This window comes from Paenibacillus sp. LHD-117 (assembly GCF_030929555.1).
GTDB lineage: Bacteria > Bacillota > Bacilli > Paenibacillales > Paenibacillaceae > Pristimantibacillus.
Genome location: NZ_JAVFVT010000024.1, coordinates 76,777 through 95,048 on the forward strand (window position 1 = coordinate 76,777; position 18,272 = coordinate 95,048).

The 18,272-nt window shown below is 52.3% G+C and carries 18 protein-coding genes; 15 read left to right on the top strand and 3 right to left on the bottom strand.

Translation table 11 applies throughout. The features are described from left to right. Nucleotides 1-142 precede the first annotated feature (142 nt). The 11 genes from RB620_RS18845 (at nucleotide 143) to RB620_RS18895 (ending at nucleotide 11,243) form a co-directional block, all read left to right on the top strand. Nucleotides 143-1,507 carry an acyclic terpene utilization AtuA family protein gene (locus RB620_RS18845; protein ID WP_308096937.1) on the top strand — a complete coding sequence of 455 codons (1,365 nt, stop codon included), beginning with the start codon at nucleotides 143-145 and terminating at the stop codon, nucleotides 1,505-1,507. Beyond that, nucleotides 1,504-1,830 (top strand): DUF4387 domain-containing protein, encoded by a 327-nt coding sequence (locus RB620_RS18850; protein WP_308096940.1) that lies wholly within the window; start codon nucleotides 1,504-1,506, stop codon nucleotides 1,828-1,830. The genes RB620_RS18845 and RB620_RS18850 overlap by 4 nt, the downstream gene beginning before the upstream one ends. A gap of 3 nt (nucleotides 1,831-1,833) precedes the next feature. After that, entirely contained in the window at nucleotides 1,834-2,727 is an 894-nt protein-coding gene (locus RB620_RS18855) for an ABC transporter permease (protein WP_308096941.1), read from the top strand. Between the two features lie 15 nt (nucleotides 2,728-2,742). After that, nucleotides 2,743-3,618 carry a carbohydrate ABC transporter permease gene (locus RB620_RS18860; RefSeq protein WP_308096942.1) on the top strand — a complete coding sequence of 292 codons (876 nt, stop codon included), beginning with the start codon at nucleotides 2,743-2,745 and terminating at the stop codon, nucleotides 3,616-3,618. Between the two features lie 77 nt (nucleotides 3,619-3,695). Then, on the top strand, nucleotides 3,696-5,201 hold the full coding sequence (locus tag RB620_RS18865) for an extracellular solute-binding protein (protein ID WP_308096944.1): 1,506 nt from the start codon (nucleotides 3,696-3,698) through the stop codon (nucleotides 5,199-5,201). A gap of 12 nt (nucleotides 5,202-5,213) precedes the next feature. Then, nucleotides 5,214-6,365 (top strand): ADP-ribosylglycohydrolase family protein, encoded by a 1,152-nt coding sequence (locus tag RB620_RS18870; RefSeq protein WP_308096947.1) that lies wholly within the window; start codon nucleotides 5,214-5,216, stop codon nucleotides 6,363-6,365. A gap of 26 nt (nucleotides 6,366-6,391) precedes the next feature. Continuing rightward, a complete protein-coding gene (locus RB620_RS18875; protein WP_308097002.1) occupies nucleotides 6,392-8,497 on the top strand; it encodes an ADP-ribosylglycohydrolase family protein in 2,106 nt (701 codons plus the stop codon). Nucleotides 8,498-8,547: 50 nt separating this feature from the next. Then, complete coding sequence (gene rbsK / locus RB620_RS18880; protein WP_308096949.1) at nucleotides 8,548-9,483, top strand: ribokinase; 936 nt, start codon at nucleotides 8,548-8,550, stop codon at nucleotides 9,481-9,483. 446 nt (nucleotides 9,484-9,929) lie between these two features. Further along, the gene (locus RB620_RS18885; RefSeq protein WP_308096951.1) at nucleotides 9,930-10,340 is read left to right on the top strand and encodes a DUF4362 domain-containing protein; all 411 of its coding nucleotides are present in this window, start codon (nucleotides 9,930-9,932) and stop codon (nucleotides 10,338-10,340) included. A gap of 253 nt (nucleotides 10,341-10,593) precedes the next feature. Continuing rightward, nucleotides 10,594-10,854 (top strand): hypothetical protein, encoded by a 261-nt coding sequence (locus tag RB620_RS18890; RefSeq protein WP_308096953.1) that lies wholly within the window; start codon nucleotides 10,594-10,596, stop codon nucleotides 10,852-10,854. Further along, entirely contained in the window at nucleotides 10,851-11,243 is a 393-nt protein-coding gene (locus RB620_RS18895) for a hypothetical protein (protein WP_308096955.1), read from the top strand. Before RB620_RS18890 ends, RB620_RS18895 begins: the two co-directional genes overlap by 4 nt. Before the next feature lie 384 nt (nucleotides 11,244-11,627). Here RB620_RS18895 and RB620_RS18900 read toward each other — a convergent pair whose 3' ends face one another. After that, entirely contained in the window at nucleotides 11,628-13,049 is a 1,422-nt protein-coding gene (locus RB620_RS18900; RefSeq protein WP_308096957.1) for an MDR family MFS transporter, read from the bottom strand. A gap of 512 nt (nucleotides 13,050-13,561) precedes the next feature. On the opposite strand from RB620_RS18900, the gene RB620_RS18905 reads away from it, so the two are divergent. Genes RB620_RS18905 through RB620_RS18915 form a run of 3 tightly spaced genes read left to right on the top strand, consistent with a single transcriptional unit; the run spans nucleotide 13,562 to nucleotide 15,225 of the window. Then, on the top strand, nucleotides 13,562-14,023 hold the full coding sequence (locus RB620_RS18905) for a MarR family winged helix-turn-helix transcriptional regulator (RefSeq protein ID WP_308096959.1): 462 nt from the start codon (nucleotides 13,562-13,564) through the stop codon (nucleotides 14,021-14,023). Between the two features lie 25 nt (nucleotides 14,024-14,048). Continuing rightward, nucleotides 14,049-14,357, top strand: a complete 309-nt coding sequence (locus RB620_RS18910; protein ID WP_374121430.1) for a luciferase domain-containing protein — start codon at nucleotides 14,049-14,051, stop codon at nucleotides 14,355-14,357. Beyond that, on the top strand, nucleotides 14,350-15,225 hold the full coding sequence (locus RB620_RS18915; protein WP_308096963.1) for a haloalkane dehalogenase: 876 nt from the start codon (nucleotides 14,350-14,352) through the stop codon (nucleotides 15,223-15,225). The genes RB620_RS18910 and RB620_RS18915 overlap by 8 nt, the downstream gene beginning before the upstream one ends. A gap of 328 nt (nucleotides 15,226-15,553) precedes the next feature. On the opposite strand, the gene RB620_RS18920 is transcribed toward RB620_RS18915, so the two are convergent. Further along, on the bottom strand, nucleotides 15,554-16,078 hold the full coding sequence (locus RB620_RS18920) for a hypothetical protein (protein WP_308096965.1): 525 nt from the start codon (nucleotides 16,076-16,078) through the stop codon (nucleotides 15,554-15,556). A 193-nt stretch (nucleotides 16,079-16,271) separates the two neighbouring features. On the opposite strand from RB620_RS18920, the gene RB620_RS18925 reads away from it, so the two are divergent. Next, nucleotides 16,272-16,502, top strand: a complete 231-nt coding sequence (locus RB620_RS18925) for a hypothetical protein (RefSeq protein WP_308096968.1) — start codon at nucleotides 16,272-16,274, stop codon at nucleotides 16,500-16,502. 158 nt (nucleotides 16,503-16,660) lie between these two features. Here the strand turns inward: RB620_RS18925 and RB620_RS18930 are convergent, their stop codons facing one another. Further along, nucleotides 16,661-18,271: a response regulator transcription factor gene (locus RB620_RS18930; protein WP_308096970.1), complete on the bottom strand. Its 1,611-nt coding sequence runs from the start codon at nucleotides 18,269-18,271 to the stop codon at nucleotides 16,661-16,663. Nucleotide 18,272: the final 1 nt, after the last annotated feature.

Below are 18,272 nucleotides of genomic sequence, written 5' to 3' on the forward strand. Positions count from 1 at the left end.
AGTATAACATGAAGCCAATTCGATGAAAACTGGACTTTTTGAACACGCAATATAAGGAAGGGCATATCGCCCTTCTCTCGCTATAATTGGACAATCCAATTATCCAAATTTCCAAAAATCATTTGCCAAAGAGGGATTGCACATGAACACAGACATACGGATATTATCGCCATGCGGCATGCTGGGATACGGATTCCCGGAGCAATCCTTTTTAAGAGGAATGGACTATGAGCTTCACGGGATCGTCGTCGACGCGGGTTCTACGGACGCGGGACCGCATAAGCTGGGGGCCGGCGTATCGATCGTCAGCAAGCGCGCCGCGAAAAAAGATCTCGATATTATGATTTCGAACGGAGTGCCGCGGAACATTCCGATCATTATCGGTTCGGCAGGCGGCTCCGGCGCGAAGATACATGTCGAATGGACGCTGGATATTATTCAGGAAATTTTGGAGGAACGCGGCCTGCATGCGAAAATTTCCGTCATTTGGGCAGACTTTACGCAAGAGGAAGTGCTGAAGGCGAAGGAAGAAGGGCGGATCCATCCGCTCAGTTCCAATGTTCCGCCTCTGGAGGAAGAAGCGATTCGGGCAACGAACAGCATCGTGGCGCAAATGGGGCATGAGCCGATCGTGGAAGCGCTGAGACAGGGCGCCGATATTATCGTTTGCGGCCGTGCGTACGACCCGTCGCCGTTCGCGGCGATCGGCATCTACCATGGCAAAGATCCGGGTCTCTCCTATCATCTAGGCAAAATATTGGAATGCGGCGCGTTATGCGCGGAGCCGGGCACGACGAAGGACAGCATCCTGGGAACAATCACCGATGATGCCTTCCTGGTGCAATCGCTTAATCCGGCTAGGAAATGCAGCCCGACCAGCGTTGCCGCCCACACCTTCTACGAGAAGGAACATCCGTTCATTCTACACGGCCCAGGCTTTACGCTGGACCTCGAGAACTGCCGGTTCGAGGAAGCAACCGAAGGAGTTGTCCGCGTCACGGGAAGCCGATACCTTCCGGCCGACAAACATTTCATTAAGCTGGAAGGCGCGAGGCTGGTCGCTTACCGCACGTTCGTCGTGGCGGGCATCCGCGATCCGATCCTGATCGGCAAGCTGGAAGAAGTCGAAGCGCTGGTCAAGAACGGGGCGCAAGAATATTACAGTGATATTCCGCAATCCGACTACAGCATTCATTTTTACAATTACGGCATTAACGGCGTGCTTGGGGATAAGGAACCGGAACGATTCCGCGGGCATGAGGTCGGCGTCATGTTCGAGGTCGTCGCGAAGACGCAGGAGCTCGCGAGCAGCATCTGCTCGACCGTGCGCTCCACCTTCCTGCATTACGGCTACGAGGGCCGGAAGTCGACGGCGGGCAATCTCGCCTTTCCTTTCGCGCCGAGCGACGTCGAGTTCGGTCCCGTATACGAGTTTTCAGTCTACCATCTGATGGAGACGGCGGGAGAGGGCTTTCGAATCGAGCATGTAGGAGGGATGGGACGATGACGCAGCTCGGACAGCTGGCGAAGGTGCTGCGAAGCAAAAATTCCGGCCCCTTCGAACTTACTTTAGACGTATTGTTCGATTCCGAAAACAACTACCGTATGGTGAAACGGTCCGGGCGCATTACGAAACGGACGATCAGCGAGCTGTACGGCATTACGGAGGAGCAGATTCACCATTTGGTCTTTTTTGATCAGGCGCTGGGCTTCAAAATTACGATTTCGCGCGATATTTCATCCGGCACCGTCGGCGATCGCGACGTGTACGGAGCCCAGCAGCACGCGCCTCTAATGATGCTGGCGATCGACGCCGAGGAGGAGGGATAAACCATGAAAGCTTTAAGACGCATGCGGGAAGATTGGGTGTTGTACGCCATGTTGTCCTTGCCGCTGCTCTACTTCGTCATTTTCCATCTCATTCCGTTGTACGGGATGAAGCTTGCCTTCCAGGATTACCGCATCCTGGGGGATCATGTCTGGGTCGGCTGGAAGCACTTCAAGGTGCTGTTCAGCTCGCCGGCGTTCGCGAGCGTGATGGAGAATACGATTATCATCAGCTTGATGAAGATGATCTTCGTTTTTCCGATTCCGATCGTGCTGTCGTTGCTGATCAACGAGGTGCGCAGCTCGAAGTACCGGAAATACGTGCAATCCATTGTTTATTTGCCCCATTTCTTGTCATGGGTCGTTATCGCCGGCATCTGGATCAGCTTGCTGAATCCGGCCGAGGGCGGCGTTAACGTAATCGCGAATCTATTCGGCATTCCGTCCGTCGATTACATGACAAGCAAGGAGCATATCCGGTGGGTATTCGTCGTATCCGAGATATGGCGGAGCGCGGGGTGGGATTCCATCATTTATTTGGCCGCGATCATGAAGATCAGTCCCGGACTGTACGAGGCGGCGAAGATCGACGGAGCGACCCGGCTTCAGCAGATGACGTACATTACGCTGCCGCATTTATATAGCACAATTGTAACCGTCTTCATTCTGAACCTCGGTTTCTTCATGAACGCGGGCTTCGACCAAGTATTTAACTTCATGAACGATTCCGTCATCAGCGTCGTGGACATTCTGGATACGTACGTCTACCGGATCGGCATCGGCAACGGCCAATTCGCTTACGCGACCGCGGCCAGCCTATTCAAAGGCGCAATCGGCATCGTGCTTATTCTGGGCACGCATTTTATATCGAAACGCATCTCGGGCAAAGGCGTCTGGTAAAGGGGGGATCACGCAATGAGACGACTGGAAATGTCTAAAATCATCATCTATGTCATTCTGTTTCTGTCGACGCTTACGGTGCTGGTTCCCATTCTGAACCTGCTGGCGCTGTCCTTGACGGATCCAAGCAAAGCGCATCTGATGGGCGGGCTCGACATTTTGCCCAAAGGCTTCTCGTTCATCAACTACCAGCTGCTTCTGTCCAATCCGCTTATTACGGGAAGCATCGTGAATTCGGTGTGGATTACCGCGGCGGGCACGTTCCTCAACTTGCTGCTCACGTCGATGGCGGCCTACGTGCTGGCCAGAACGACGTTTATCGGGAAAAAGCTGGTGCTTCTGTTCCTGATCGTCATCATGGTGTTCGAACCGGGCCTCATTCCGGAATACCTGCTGGTGAAGGATCTGGGGCTGATGAACAAGCTGACGTCGCTCATTCTCTACAAAGCGGTAAACGTCTATTATTTGTTCATCCTGATGCGCTTCTTCCAGGACATTCCCGAAGAAATAGTGGAGGCAGCCCGGATCGACGGCGCGGGACACTTCCGAACCTACACCCGGATGATCCTTCCTTTGTCCAAGCCAGGACTGGCGACGCTGGGGCTGTTCTACGGCGTGTTCCACTGGAACGAATATTTCCGGGCGACCATCTATATTTCCGAACCGGCCAAATGGCCGCTGCAGGTCGTGCTCAGGCAGTTCGTCGTCCGCAAGGACAACACTTCGATCATAGGCTCGCAAGATAATCTGTTCAACGGGGCTGTGAATTTTGACTTTGCTTCCCTGCAGGCCGGCACGATCATTCTCGCGATTGTGCCGCTCCTCATCCTATATCCTTTTATACTGAAGTATTACGCGAAAGGAGCGCTTGAGGGAGGGGTGAAGGATTAGCTCGGCATATAAGCTTGCGCAAGGGAAGAGATGTTCGGCAATTTCACTATATGACAAATAAGGGGAGAATGGAGTACATGAAAAAAATAACTCTGCTACTCATTATCGCAATGTTCGCTATGGTCATGGCCGCATGCAGTTCCAACTCGAATACGCCTGGCAACGGCAATGAGCCGGCTCCGAGCGAGACAGGAACCTCCGATCCGAGCGCGAATGCGGATCCCGTTACGCTGAAGATCGTTTACAAGGATGAAGGGACGGCTAACCCCGTATCGGTTAAGTTTTTCCAAGAGCTAGAGAAAGCGCTGAAGAAGGACGAAGGACTGAACGTGAAGTTCGAGCTGGTCGATCTGGCGCAAGGCAGCTACGCGGAAAACCTGAACCTGCTGCTGCTCGGCGGCACGATTCCGGACATTATTTATTTCCAGGGCGGCGACCAGCAAATTTCAGAGCAAGGCTTGCTGGAGGATCTGACGCCTTATATCGAGAAGTCCACTTATATTAAAGACATCATCATGCCGCATAACCAAACGAGAATGGAGAGCTATCCGTACCTGCTGTGGATCAAACCGCTCGCGTCGAAAACGCCGGTTGTCCGCGCGGACTGGCTAAACGCGATGGGCAGCTCGAAGGCATTGCTGGAAAATCCGACGGTCGACAACTACTACGCCTTCTTCAAGGAGCTGGTGGAGAAGAAGCCGGGCGGCGGCAAACCTAGCTACGCTTTGACGGCCGCGGGCGACATTACGGAAATCAACTTTATTTTCAACTCGGCATTCGGTTTGGATACGACATGGCTGAAGAAAGACGACGGCACTTACGAATACTCGAAAGTGTCTCAGCAAGAGAAGGAAAAGCTGACGTTCTACAACAAGCTGTACAAAGAAGGACTGCTTGATCCGCAATTTATTACGAAGCAATGGGATACGAAGGAAGATGCGTTCTACAAGGGAGAAGCGGGGGTCATTACCGGCACGGCGGGCAAAATCATCGACCTGTACGACGGCAGAATGAAAGAACTGAACGGCGACGACGCGAACCTGGTCGTTCTGCCTCCTGCCAAAGGCGTTGCGCAAGGCTTCGGCGCGACCGACGTAACGAAAGAGTCGAGAGGCCTCGCCATCTCTTCGCAATCGAAGCATAAGGACGTCGCATTCAAAGTGTTCGACTATATGGCCAGCCCGAAAGGACAAATGCTCGATCGTCTCGGCTTCGAGAACGAGCATTACACGGTGAAGGACGGCCAAATCGAGCTGAACGACAAATATTACAAAGAATGGTACGCGCGCTTCTGGGAGCCGCTCGAGATGAAGTCCGAGACTCCGCTCAAGACGCCTCTGCTCGGCGAACCGGGTTCGAAATCGCTGCAAGCGGCTTCCGACTTCTACACGGCGGACAACGGCTTCATCATTCCGGAGCAATTCATCGCGAACTGGGACGCCATGAACAATCTGTACAAGGAATATTCGACGGACTTCATTACCGGCAAGCGAGATCTGTCCGAGTTCGACAAGTTCGTAGAAGCTTGGAACGCGGCGGGCGGCACGGATATTACGAAATACGCGAACGAAAACATCAAGTAAGGAGCTAAAGCCATGACCTCGTTTCGAGACCGAGTGAGAGGCGTGGTCGCCTCGACCGCGCTGGGCGACGCAATGGGAGCGCCCATCGAGAAGCTGACATACGAAGGGATCAAGTCGCAATACGGCCGCGTGGAATCGTTGATGACCCGTTGGCACAAGATCGATCTTCCCGCGGACGTCCGGCTTGGCCGAGTAAGGGGCGACGGCATCGTGACCGACGATACGCTCATGACGGTCGCGCTCATCAATGTGTATCTGACCGAAGGCAGACATCTGGACGCTTACGACATGGGCAATGAATTCGTGAAGGAAATCGCCTTCCGGAAGACGTTCGTGCCGGAGCTGAATCAAGAGACTTTTATTATCGACCGGTTGTTCTATCCGGAGAAATATATCTTCATGCGCCATGTGCTGGCGAATTGCGATCCGAGGGAAGGCGGCATCGGCAATATGGTAAACTGCGGGGCGGCGATGTATATCGCCCCCGTGGGGGTTGTCAATGCCGGTCATCCGAAGGCCGCTTACGACGAAGCGATTCTGTTCGCGATGGGCCATCAGTGCAGCTACGGCCTCGAGGCGGCGGGCGTGCTTGCCGCTTGCGTCGCCAAGGCGTTCGAGCCCGGAGCGACGGTGGACGATATCGTCCGCACCGCCATCGAGTTGGCGAAGGACGGCACGAAGGAAGCGATCCGCGAGCTGACCGACGCGGCAAGGGCACTTCGGGCGGAGCGGGACGACATGGATAAAGTGATCGAGACGTTCCAATCGATCCTGCTTAAGTATTCGCCGATGGGCGACGACGTAAGCCGCCATATCGACAAGGTCGGCGTGCCAAGCAACCATTATACGCCAAGTCGCATGTGGTCGATCGAGGAGCTGCCGATGGCGCTCGCCTTCATCGTCCTGAACGACGGCGACTATTACCGTTCCATATTGGATGGGGTCAACTCGGGGCGGGATACCGATTCCATCGGCGTCATGGCCGGCGTCATTCTAGGCGCCATGTACGGCTATGAGGCGATCGCCCCGGCGGATATCGAGCAGCTGAACAAGGTGAACCGATTGGACCTGTTCGCCATTGCCGACCGGTTCAGCGACGCGGCAGCAGAGATGATCCGAGACGATCTTCGCGCGCATGAAGCGAGAAGAAGCATACTGGACTAGCGCGAGGAGGAGCGGGAGTGAAAGAAATCATACCGAAACATTATGTAGAGACGATATACGCGGGTTTCCTCGGCATGAACGTCGGCATTCGGCTGGGCGCGCCGATCGAACCGGTCGTGTGGACGCATGATCGCATCCGGGACGTTTACGGCGACATCCGTTCATATGTGAAAGATTACAAGACGTTCTCCGCGGACGACGACGCGAACGGTCCGGTTTTTTTCATCCGAGCGCTGTATGACGACGCCGTGAATCGAGACCTGGAGCCGGACGACGTCGGGAAGGCGTGGCTGAATTACGCAAGGGAAGGCATTGGCATGTTCTGGTGGGGCGGGGACAACGTCAGCACCGAACATACGGCTTATCTGAATTTGAAGAGGGGCATTCCCGCCCCTCGCTCCGGTTCTATCGAAGTAAACGGGCTGGAGCTGGCGGAGCAGATCGGCGGACAGATTTTTATCGATTCATGGGGCTTGCTTTTCCCGGGAAATATCGACAAAGCGGCGGATTATGCCGAAAAGGCGGCAAGCGTCTCCCATGACGGCAACGGCCTGTACGGCGCGCGGTTCATGGCGGCGTGCATCGCGAAGGCGTTCGAGACGAAGTCGATCGACGAAGTGATCGCGGCCGGGCTTAGCGTTATACCGGATGACTCCACGTATGCTCGCGTGGTGCATGCGGTTATGGATTTCCACCGCGGTGAGCCGACCGACTTCCGGGCTTGCTGGAAGTACCTCGAAGAGAATTGGGGATATGACAAATACGGCGGCGTCTGCCACATCATACCGAACGCCGGCGTCTGCGTGCTCGCGTTGCTCTACGGAGTGGGCGACTTCGCCCGGACGGTGGAGATCGCGTCGATGTGCGGCTGGGATACGGATTGCAATGCGGGCAACGTCGGGACTATTCTTGGCGTCATGGTCGGGCTGGATGGCATCCCAGAACACTACCGGAAGCCGATCAACGACTTTATCGTCGCGTCCAGCGTGTCCGGCTACCTGAACCTCGTCGACTTCCCGACGTTCTCGAAGGAGCTGGCGCTGCTCGGTTACCGCGTGAACGGGGAGGAAGTGCCGGAAGAGCTGAAGCGCAGGGTGAGGCGCGGCGAAGTGTATTTCGACTTCGACCTGCCGGGTTCGACGCACGGCTTCCGTACGAGCAATTCGTTCAAAACGCCGGTTATGCGGCATTCCGCGGCGCGTACGTTCGAGAGCAGAGGTTCGCTCGAAGTGGTATTCGATCGGCTCGTGGAGGGCGACAGCAGCAAGCTGTTTTTCAAGCCGTTCTACCGGCGCGAGGAATTTAACGACGAGAAATACAAACCGACCTTCGCTCCCCTCGCTTGCGGCGGGCAGAAGGTGAGCGCGAAGATTTACGTGGAGCAATGGGAAGGAGAGCCGCTGACGCTTACGCCGTATGTGCGCAATACGCATACGAAGGAAGAGATGAGGCTTTCCTCCGTCACGCCTTCGGGCGGCGAATGGACGGATATCGAGTTCGTCATTCCGGATACGGACGGCGCCATGGTCGACGAGATCGGATGGATTCTGGAAAGCGCGTCGCCGCTGCTGAACCGGGCGATCGGCAGCTTGTTCCTCGGACAGTTCTGCGTGACGGGAGCGGCGGATTACGCCATCGATTTCGCCAAGCAAACCAAGGAATTCGGCTCCGTGACGCCGTTCGCCCAACATCGCGGCAAGTGGGAGCTGCGGGGAAGCGCGCTTCATTGCGTGTCGGAAGGCGATTGCTCCGCGTACTCCGGCAATTATTACGCTGAGAAGACCGTCGTGGAAGCGACGATCAAGCCGATTTCCGGGGATAGCCATTGCATGATAGCAAGAGCGCAGGGCATTAAACGCCATTATCTCGCGGGCTTCGACGGTGAAGGCAAGGTTTCGCTGATCCGGCAAAACTTTGGGCTCGAGCGATTGGCCGGCGCGGCATTCGATTGGCGGCATGGCGAGGAGTATCGTCTGAAGCTGACGGCGGAGAATGACGAATTGACTTTAACGATTAACGGGGTTAACGTCCTGACCTGCAAGGACGATTCGTTCGCCGCCGGCATGTTCGGTTTCGGCTGCCTGAAGCAAGGTGAGTGCGAAATCAAGGACGTTAAGGTATACTCGGACTAATGGCTGAATCAATTGGAAATTGGCTTTAGTAGAAAGGAGCGTTTCCACCGTTGCGTAAGTTGCTTGTCGTAGGAAGCATAAATATGGATGTCGTTAGCAACGTGAAGCAGTTCCCGCTGCCGGGGGAGACGATCCACAGCGGCGGCACGGCTTTTGTTCCGGGAGGGAAAGGGGCCAATCAGGCCGTCGCGGCGGCAAGAGCCGGAGCGGACTGCGCCATGGTCGGCGCGGTCGGGCTCGATCCTTTCGGCGATACGCTTGTCGCTTCCCTCGCGGAACGCGGGGTCGATGCGGGCGCCGTCCTGCGCAAGGAGGGCACATCCGGCATCGCTCTTATTACTGTGAACGAGGAAGGCGAGAACAACATCATCCTGTCGGAGGGCGCGAACGGCAAAGTAACGGCTGCGGACGTCGCTTCGTCTGCGGCGTGGGACGGCGTCTACGCCGTGCTGCTGCAGAACGAGATTCCTTGGGAGACGACTCTGTCCGCTATGCGCGGCGCGAAGGATGCCGGGGTTCGCGTCTTCCTGAATCCCGCGCCGGCAAGGTCGCTGCCGGACGAGACGTTTCCGCTGCTCGACACGCTTATCGTGAACGAGACGGAGGCCGCGGTTGTCACCGGCGTGAAGGTGGACGGCGTGGCGTCGGCTGCGGTCGCGGCCGAATGGGCGCTGGCAAAGGGCGCGTCCAGCGTCATTGTAACGCTTGGCGAGCAGGGCTGTTTCTATGCGGATGCGCAGGGCGCTCGCCTGGCGGTCCCCGCCTTCCGCGTGAAGCCAGTCGATACGACGGCCGCGGGCGACACGTTCATCGGCGCGTATGCCGCCGCTAGCGCGGACGGTCTCGGCACGGAGGACGCGCTGCGGTTCGCCGTCGCGGCATCCGCGCTGGCGGTCACGCGCCCCGGCGCGCAGTCGTCGATCCCGGACAAGGCGGAGATTGAAGCGTTTCTGACGCGCGAAACCTCCGGTGATGTGCTTATTTAGCTATCACTGCGTTTCGCGCCTCAGTTCCTAGTAGAATGATCCTTTTGAATGCTAACGGAAGCAGCCGACGCTATTCGGCTCTATTTGATCGATTTGATAGGCTAACGGAAGCACGGTGCCTTATTTATGATTTTTTTGACTGAAATACGTCATTTTTAATAGAATAAGAGCGCTGTGTTCCGTTAGATCTCCGTATGGGCTCAAAATCGCATAATAAGCGCGCTGAGTTCCGTTAGATCATTGATTGGTTTACGCATGCCCCAAAAAAGACACCTCCAATTTTGCGTTGATTCGAACGCGGAATTGGAGGTGTCTTTTCTTTTGAACCCACCAATAATGATGGGTTTTATTGTAATATAGTATCGTGCTGCGTCCCTCCGTATTAAGGTTTTTAGTTAGAAAAGCAGAGATTGTGTTGGCATCTTATTCAATAAAGGAGGATAGCCATGACCAAGATATTCTTGATGATTGCAACATTGCTTTTCATCACTGGTTGCTCCACCTACACACTCGAAGAAGCCAAAAAAGAAGGGGCTATCGTGGAAGGGCCCGGAGGCCCTCTCAATCTAGAAAGCTTGGAACGGTTCTTTGAGGATGTCGACGCCTCAATTAAGGGCGAGTTGCGCATTGTCCGGTTCGATGACGAAGGAAAGCCGCATATCGGTGACGTGATATACACAGACGAGCATCTTCAATATCGGTACGGGGACAAGAAAGCTACATGCAAGGGACTGCGAGTCGAAGAAAATCCAGCTTCCAGCACCAGCCGCCAATACCTGCTTACAGGCTGCGATCGAGTGATCGGGCAAGCCGGTCCGGAAGAGAACGAAATTGCGATATACCTTGATTTTCAATGATGATCTAGCTGAATTATTCAGAAAACAACAACTAACCAATCGTTCCCTTACCCATTTGGTACTCCCCCGGCGGCGTGCCGAAGTAAGTATTAGTCTGGGATGTTTCATTCTAACGGGAGTTTAGCGTAATGAACAGGCAGGACTTAAGTTTGTAAAAAACGTATCATCAGCGAACCAATATACGAATGAGTCACTCTACATCACTGCCTTGATTTGATACAATGAAGATAAAACGGTTTGGGAGGTACTGATAATGCAATGGTCTGAAATATGCGAGAAATACCCAAATCAAATTGTACTAGTTGAGGCGTTAAGAACATCTTCAAAGGATAATATTCGAACAGTCGAGGAAATGTCCATTTTATCCGATTTTCGAGATAATATGGACGCTTGGAAGGAATATAAAAAAATTCATAGAGATATGCCAGAGAAAGAACTTTATATTTTTCATACATCTAAAGAAAAAGCCGAAGTCATAGAGCAATTTTTTGTAGGAATTAGGGGGAGCGTATGAAGTTGCGAATTGAAAATGGCCTTCCTATTGCTACACTAGAGTTAATTTATGAGGGAAATTCAATAACTTTAAAAAATGTATTGGTAGATACAGGATGCGCAGTCACAATTTTTGATACGGATTTAATGGCAGAGATTGGCGTTGTAATCGATTTTGTTAATGGTAGGGCCACAAAAATGTATGGAGTGGGGGGAGTGGGTGAGGTTTGTAATCAGCAAAAAGTTAACGGACTTAATATTGATGGCAAGTTATTGAAAGATTATGATCTGCAGCTTGGTATGGTTCAAGAAATGTATGGATTTGATGGACTTTTAGGAATTGATTATATGATTAGGACCGGACTAACATTGGATTTTGCTACACTAAAAACTGGATATAGTATTGTCTAGGTTGCACTTTGATTATTACAAAAAGGCTATTGCATAGCAGTTACCATTACGTTAACGGGCAGTTATCTTCAATTGCTGATTATATCGATTTCGATAAATTTTCAGCCTAAACTCAAGCAATCGATAAACTTCGACTGGGAGTGGCCGCTGTGCACTCAGTTTAAAGCCATTTTCACTTTTCCATGAATGAAGACCCGTTCAACAATTGCGCTCTAACGGGTGACTTTAGATCAATAAAAAACAGCGGCATTCTTAGACAATCTAGTCCGCCGCTGTTTCATTTATTGGGTCAGTCTAAACATATTTTACGAAGGGGCCGATCTTACGGACACCAATCCGTTCCGTGGAAACATCTGCACGACCTGGATATGACACAATGTATTTTCAAGCCCCTTGCTTCACTTTGCTAGCTTTCGGAACTAATCTCGCATTTCCCATCAAGAAGCAGGCAATCAGAGCGATAATGACAAAGCCGAGCCCAACCAGGAAGATACTATTTAAGACATGGCTCAGCACCACTCTAGAATCTGTTTCGCTTCCGCCTGCAACCATTCGCTGCGTTAGCAAACTGCCAAGCACGCTGACTCCGATCGTTCCCCCGATAGACCGGAAAAATTGAGAGGAAGAGGTAGCGACACCCCGGATTCCAGGCTCCACTGCACTTTGTGCAGCAGTGCCGACTACCGGATACAGCGCACCCATGCCCAGACCCGTAATGATCATGTACAAGACCAGCTGCAGCGAAGTCGTATCAACTGTCATCCCACCGAGCAGCCCCAATCCGATTGCCATTAGAGCCATGCTGGGAACGAGAATGGCCCGGTACGAGATCTTGCTCATCAACCTTCCGCCTATTGTCGTAGTAACGACTACGGACAGCATGAGCGGTATCAGGATGTAGCCGGCATAGGTAGGGCTCACTCCCATCACGTCCTGGGCAAAAAGAGGAATGAACGCAATCGCACCAAACATTCCGGCGCTCATAAAAAATCCGGCAATGTTTCCGAAAGCAATGACGCGGATCTTAAATAGATGAAGCGGTAGCATCGGTTCTTTCGCCTTCGTTTCGATCCATATAAACAAAGCAAGAAAGAGAGCGCTTAGACTGAACAAGGCGATAATGGTTGGTGAGTCCCCGCTTAGAACCAGCGCCAGTAAAAGAGAGACGATAGAGATGCTGAACGTGACAACACCGGCCCAATCGATGGATCGTCTCGCATAGCGCTTGCTTTCTTTCCAAGCAGCAGCCATAAGGTAGATGGCCGGAATACCGATCGGGAGGTTGATGAAAAAAATCCAACCCCAGCCTAAGTATTCGGAGATCATTCCGCCGACTGCCGGCCCGAGAATGCTGGAGATAGAGAACACGGCGCTGAACAGGCCCATGAACTTCCCTCTTGATTCCGGTGGGTACAGATCCCCAACTATGGTAAAGGCAATCGGCATCAATGCCCCGGCTCCCAATCCCTGAATTCCTCTGAAGACAATCAATTGCGTCATGCTTCCTGCGAATCCACATAGAACGGACCCTATCAGGAAGAGGGATAAGCCGGTTAAGTAGACGTTCCTGCGTCCGAATAAATCCGCCAGTTTCCCGTAAACCGGGATAGTGGTCGTCGAAGCTAACATATAGATGGTGAATACCCAGCTGTATAAGGACAATCCATCCAAATGTTTGATGATGGTTGGCATAGCCGTGGATACGATAGTCTGGTCTATAGAGGCTAAGATCAATCCCATTAATAGGCTGATGGTGATGAATTTTACTTTTGGTTGTTGGTTTGGATCATTAAGTTCGTTTGACATATAGCTGAACGCTTCCTTTCCTTTGATTGCTGGCCCGCGCGGAAGCAGCAACAACAATATACCGGGAATCCGAAAAAAAGAATAGACTTATTCTTTCCGATGAATTATTCTATAGCTAGAGAGCGCCCCAAGAGAAGGCGCTCTTTTTCCATTTAATCGGAAAGTCTTAAGAAAAGAGTTAACAAGACAATGGCTCAAATTTTACGATGCGATTTGGTAGCATCGTTACACTAGACACTAGACATTCCTGTAAGGGCTCGTTCAACTATGGGAGACGAAAGTTAAGCATAAGGGGTTATTTTATCTCACTTAATTTAATTTAGGTCTTGATAAACTAGGAAAATAAAGTAGACTCGTGCGTCGGTGTTGAACGGGCAGTTTTGTGTAACGAAACCAGAGCGTTCGATAGCATATTTGTTCTGGGTAATTCTCACAAAAAATAGTTGCAATAACATCCTATTGGGTGTATCATGAAATTAGTTGCAATAACACTCTATTAAAGGAGGGATAATGTGAGCGAGCATTGGAGGCAGAATGACAAGGGCGCAGCGGAATCGCACGGTCAATACATCTCAGCAATCTACCGACACATGCAGGTAGTGATCTCAGCCGAGTTGGCACCATATCGAATCGGAAGCGGACAGTATATTTTTCTGATGGCGATTGCGTTTCAGCAACCAATCACTCAGAAGGAACTAAGTGAGAAACTGCTCATTGACAAAACGACTACCGCTAAAGCAATTACCAAGCTGGAAGCAGAAGGTTACGTACGGAGGGAAATCGATCCCGCCGACAACCGCTATCATCTGCTCTATTTGACGGACTCGGGACGTGAGGTGGTACCTAAGGTGCAGGAAGCGCTGGCCCGCGTTAAGAACAAAACGCAGAAAGGTATTACCGATGAAGAGTATGACTTGTTAGTAAGCTTGCTGAAAATCGTGCTTCGCAATCTGACCGAGCAGGAGGAGATGTAAGATGAGCAGGTACGGGAGAACAGACTTGACGGAAGAGCTGTTAGCTTGGGCTGACGTTACAAAGCAACCTCATCGGTTCGGAGGGGTGGAATTTCAGCTAAACGAAACTGAAATCGGGCATCTTCACGGCAACCGCTTGTTCGACTTGCTTTTGTCGAAATCCGAACGTGATCGGTGGATTGAAGAAGGGAAGGCAAGTCCGCATCATATGTATCCCGATTCAGGCTGGGTATCCGTTTATCTGAATACCGAGCAAGATATTGCTTGTGCCATTGAAATCGCGCGTTCTAAATATGATCAAATAAAATTGAAGGGTGAGATGATAAATGATTAACGAGGCATTCCCCTATGAGAAAAAGCGAAATCAAGTATTCGGGTTAGAGATGGCATATGTGGATGAAGGAAGCGGTGATCCGATCGTCTTCCTACACGGCAATCCGACATCCTCCTATCTTTGGCGCAACATTATTCCTTATGCCCAGAAGTTTGGCCGCTGCATTGCGCCTGATTTAGTTGGGATGGGAGATTCCGATAAATTACCGGTTAGCGGTCCTGACTCCTACAGCTTTTTTGAGCATCGGAAATATCTCGATGAGCTTCTCGATAAACTTGGAATCCATAAAAATATCACTTTCGTAGTACACGATTGGGGTTCGGTTTTGGGATTTGATTGGGCACGGCGGCATCCTAGCGCTGTGGACGGCATTGTTTATATGGAAGCACTTATCAAACCGAGTAGCTGGAATGAGATTTCAGAACAAGGGCGTAAAATTTTTCAGGCATTGCAATCTTCAGAAGGAGAAAAGATGATACTGGAACAAAACTCTTTTCTCAATGTCAATCTTCCCATTAGTATTTTACGTGAGTTGACGGAGGAAGAGGTGGCGCAGTATCACCGTCCCTTTATCGAACCAGGCGAGGGGCGTCGTCCGATGTTATCTTGGGCACGACAACTTCCTTTTGATAGCGATTCAGCGGTGGCCGAAATTATCACAGCTAATGGAGATTGGTTAGCACAAAGTCCCATTCCAAAACTATTCATTCATACCAAAAATGGAAGAGCTCCAGAATCTCACTTAGATTTTTGCCGCAGTTGGCCAGAGCAGACAGAAGTCTCGGTGCCGGGAGTTCATTATCCCCAAGAAGACGCACCCGATGAAGTTGGCGAAGCGCTTGCCTTATGGCTGAAAGATTTGGATTAACGTTACGTTTAACGAATTTAGTAGGGTGGACAAACGCCGCCCCTCTAAGCTATCTCATTAGAAGTTCTATTATCACACCCAATAAATATCGAGGCACAAACTTCAAAAGGCGTTGTTCCGCTAACGTGTACGAGAGCGCAATAAATAACACCACGAGGCTGCCGCGGACGATCGGCAGCCTCGTTAAGCTATTTTTGGCAGATTAGCACAATAATACGCGACCTTTGCATTTATCTTCGGTACACTGACGATAATTGGGTAACCCATTGGCTGGATTAAAATATATTTAACAGAAAAGCAGCCCCTAAACAGTGCTGCTTTATGCGATCTAGCTCCACGTTACGAAGGAGTCCGGTGAATTGCGAATCGATGCAGCCAGGTGCTTAATTGTTCCAACGGTAACTTGGGTTAGCCGCTCATATGCCGACTGGAAGAAAACGCGAAGCTCAGTGTCCGAATCCAGACCATCACGGGATACACAGGCAAAATCAGTCAGAAGAATCGGATGATTACGGGTGCGGAGCATGCCTTCAACGTCTTGCATAAGTGTAACGAATTTGAGGTCCCCAAGCTCACGCATCTTCTTAATCAGCGTAGCCCATCTCGCCTCCTGAGCCAGAAAAAAGGCGTTCCACCAGTAAAATTCCTGTACCGACTCTATAACATGGCTGTAATAGGTGCGGAAAATAAATAAAGCTTGCTGGCCGGAGGTCATCTTGTGGTAAAAATCGACCAAATCGCCGCCTTCGCTGCTTACTTCCTTGTATGTCTGGATGAGCGGTTTAAAGCAGGCAGAAATTAAAGCGCCGTCATCCATCCTTTCAAAAACTTCACGCTGCATTTTTACCATCATTTCCCTATCACTCCTTCATCCCGATTGTAGACATTCAACTTCGCCCACGTCAAGCTTATAAGTACGACAATAGTCCTGCAATTTTAGACTGACAGCGGTGTTAAGCTAAAGGGCAGGATAGTTAGTATGGAGGACTATTATTTACTTTATTTGTCAAATCTTAGTTTAAATGAATATGCAGGTGATTTATCTAATGGCTTTACGGGTGATTGGTTATTCTTTAGTAATGGTTATACTACTTTATTTAACAGTTGTTTTCCTACCTGAATCACTGAACATAAACAGGAATGTTTCAAGAGCGTTGTTAGTTGTAATAACAGCTATATTTTTTACTTTATCAAAAAACAAATGGTGGATTAATGTTGTTTCTTTAATTTTAGGTGTATTTGTGTTTTGGATACTAATTTTTTTGTTTGTGCGTTAGTATGGGCAATCTTGCACCATTTCATTGAACTAACGGGCACGTTAGCTCAATAAAGCAGTGGCAGTCTAGGACTTTCACGTCCAAGACTTGCCGCTGCTACCCAGGAAATTTCTCGCCAATTTTAGACTCTCATTTATCAACAAACAGCGCAACTATTTTCACCTACTCATTTGGTACTCCCCCGGCGGCGTGCCGAAGTGCTGCTTGAACACGTAGGAGAAATGTTTGACGCTCAGGTAGCCGACCTTCTCGGCGACGTCGTATACCTTCTCAGGAGGCTTCGCTTGGAGCAGCTGCGCGGCGCGTTCCATCCGGACGCGGGTCAAATATTTGATGTAGGATTCCCCCGTGTTCTGATGGAAAAGGCTGCTGAGATAGCCGGGCGACAGGCCCATTTTGTCCGCGATCAGCGCAAGGCTGATCGGCTCGGCGTAATGCGCGTGAATGTAGGCCTTCATCTTCGTGACGGTCTCGTGCTCGGGCTCGCCGGCGCCGGCCGAATGGCCGGATGTCCCGGTTTGCGCTTGTTCGCGCATGGATGCCAGCGCCGCGGCTAGAAGCTTGGCGAAAGCCTCCGGACCGTAGCGGTCCGCCGCCGATTCCGGCCGTACGAGCAGGGCAATCGCCCTCGCGGCCGCCGGCCGGTCTTCCTCCGCCAGCGATCGGAGCAGGTAGACGCCTAGCCGCAGCGCGCTTCGCCGGCTCCAGCTCCCCGCTGGCGGCATGAGGGGCTGCAGCGCCGCCAGAAGCGCGGCCTCGCGTCCATGCCCGCCGATCGTCGCGCCGCGGCAAGCCTCCTTGGCCGCCTCCAGCAGCTTGGCGCCGTCATCGGAGCCCGGGCCCACAGGCGGGAGCAGCCGATGCTCCTCCTCGAGCAGCCTGCCCTTCATGGCGCTCCGAGCCGACCGGTACGAAGCGCCGAGCTGGAGAATGTCGAGCTCGGCGGAACCGGCGGCGCCCCAAAGCCCAAGGCCGGTCATGCCGAGGACGGCCTGCGATAGCTTGGCGAAAAGGGCCGCGCAGCGCAAGGCGACATCATCGCCGTCTTCGCCCGGCACGAGCAGCGCCGTTCGTTGTTTATGGTCCGCGAAGAGGATGATGCCGGGGTTCTCTTCCGCCAGCTCCGCGGCCGTCTGATGGACGATGTAGCGGTACAAGGCTTGGTCGCTCGGCGCGATTCCGCGCTCAAGCAGCTGCCCTTCGTCGAGGTCGACGAGCAGGACGGCGCCTTCCGCTTCGAGCAGGTTGATTTTGAGCCGGTGCAGGAGGGGGTAGAGCACTTTGATCTCCATATGATTGTCCGTCACGACGGCATGCAGGAAGTTGCGGGCGACCTGCTCCCGCGACTGCTCCGACAACGAAAGATAGGCCGCCTGCTCCGCGCGTTCGGCGGCGAGCTCGCGCGCCATCCGGTCCAGCACGGCAACGAGCTCCTCCTTGACGAGCGGCTTGAGCATATATTCGTTTACCCCGTAACGCATCGCTTCCTTGGCCAAAGCGAATTCGTCGTAGCCGGACAGGATGACCATCCGCGGCTTCGAACGTCTGGCCGACAGCTCCTTGGCGAGCTCCAGCCCGTCCATGACCGGCATTTTGATATCCGTCATGACGAGGTCGAAGTCTTCGCCGGCCGCCGCGAGCACCTCGAGCGCCTCCTGTCCGTCGCTTGCTTCCCCCGCGCAGATCCATTCTTGATGCAGCCCGCCTACGAACAATTTGATATATTCCCTCGTCATCGGCTCGTCGTCCACGATCAGCAGTTTGTACATG

What these genes read in the sequence shown, in the direction of transcription:
- RB620_RS18900 (WP_308096957.1), bottom strand. Translation starts at nt 13,049, where the DNA reads ATGTCAAACGAACTTAATGATCCAAACCAACAACCAAAAGTAAAATTC.
- RB620_RS18845 (WP_308096937.1), top strand. Translation starts at nt 143, where the DNA reads ATGAACACAGACATACGGATATTATCGCCATGCGGCATGCTGGGATAC.
- RB620_RS18860 (WP_308096942.1), top strand. Translation starts at nt 2,743, where the DNA reads ATGAGACGACTGGAAATGTCTAAAATCATCATCTATGTCATTCTGTTT.
- RB620_RS18865 (WP_308096944.1), top strand. Translation starts at nt 3,696, where the DNA reads ATGAAAAAAATAACTCTGCTACTCATTATCGCAATGTTCGCTATGGTC.
- RB620_RS18925 (WP_308096968.1), top strand. Translation starts at nt 16,272, where the DNA reads ATGGCTTTACGGGTGATTGGTTATTCTTTAGTAATGGTTATACTACTT.
- RB620_RS18855 (WP_308096941.1), top strand. Translation starts at nt 1,834, where the DNA reads ATGAAAGCTTTAAGACGCATGCGGGAAGATTGGGTGTTGTACGCCATG.
- RB620_RS18895 (WP_308096955.1), top strand. Translation starts at nt 10,851, where the DNA reads ATGAAGTTGCGAATTGAAAATGGCCTTCCTATTGCTACACTAGAGTTA.
- RB620_RS18915 (WP_308096963.1), top strand. Translation starts at nt 14,350, where the DNA reads ATGATTAACGAGGCATTCCCCTATGAGAAAAAGCGAAATCAAGTATTC.
- RB620_RS18920 (WP_308096965.1), bottom strand. Translation starts at nt 16,078, where the DNA reads ATGATGGTAAAAATGCAGCGTGAAGTTTTTGAAAGGATGGATGACGGC.
- RB620_RS18890 (WP_308096953.1), top strand. Translation starts at nt 10,594, where the DNA reads ATGCAATGGTCTGAAATATGCGAGAAATACCCAAATCAAATTGTACTA.
- RB620_RS18885 (WP_308096951.1), top strand. Translation starts at nt 9,930, where the DNA reads ATGACCAAGATATTCTTGATGATTGCAACATTGCTTTTCATCACTGGT.
- RB620_RS18850 (WP_308096940.1), top strand. Translation starts at nt 1,504, where the DNA reads ATGACGCAGCTCGGACAGCTGGCGAAGGTGCTGCGAAGCAAAAATTCC.
- RB620_RS18930 (WP_308096970.1), bottom strand. Translation starts at nt 18,271, where the DNA reads ATGTACAAACTGCTGATCGTGGACGACGAGCCGATGACGAGGGAATAT.
- RB620_RS18870 (WP_308096947.1), top strand. Translation starts at nt 5,214, where the DNA reads ATGACCTCGTTTCGAGACCGAGTGAGAGGCGTGGTCGCCTCGACCGCG.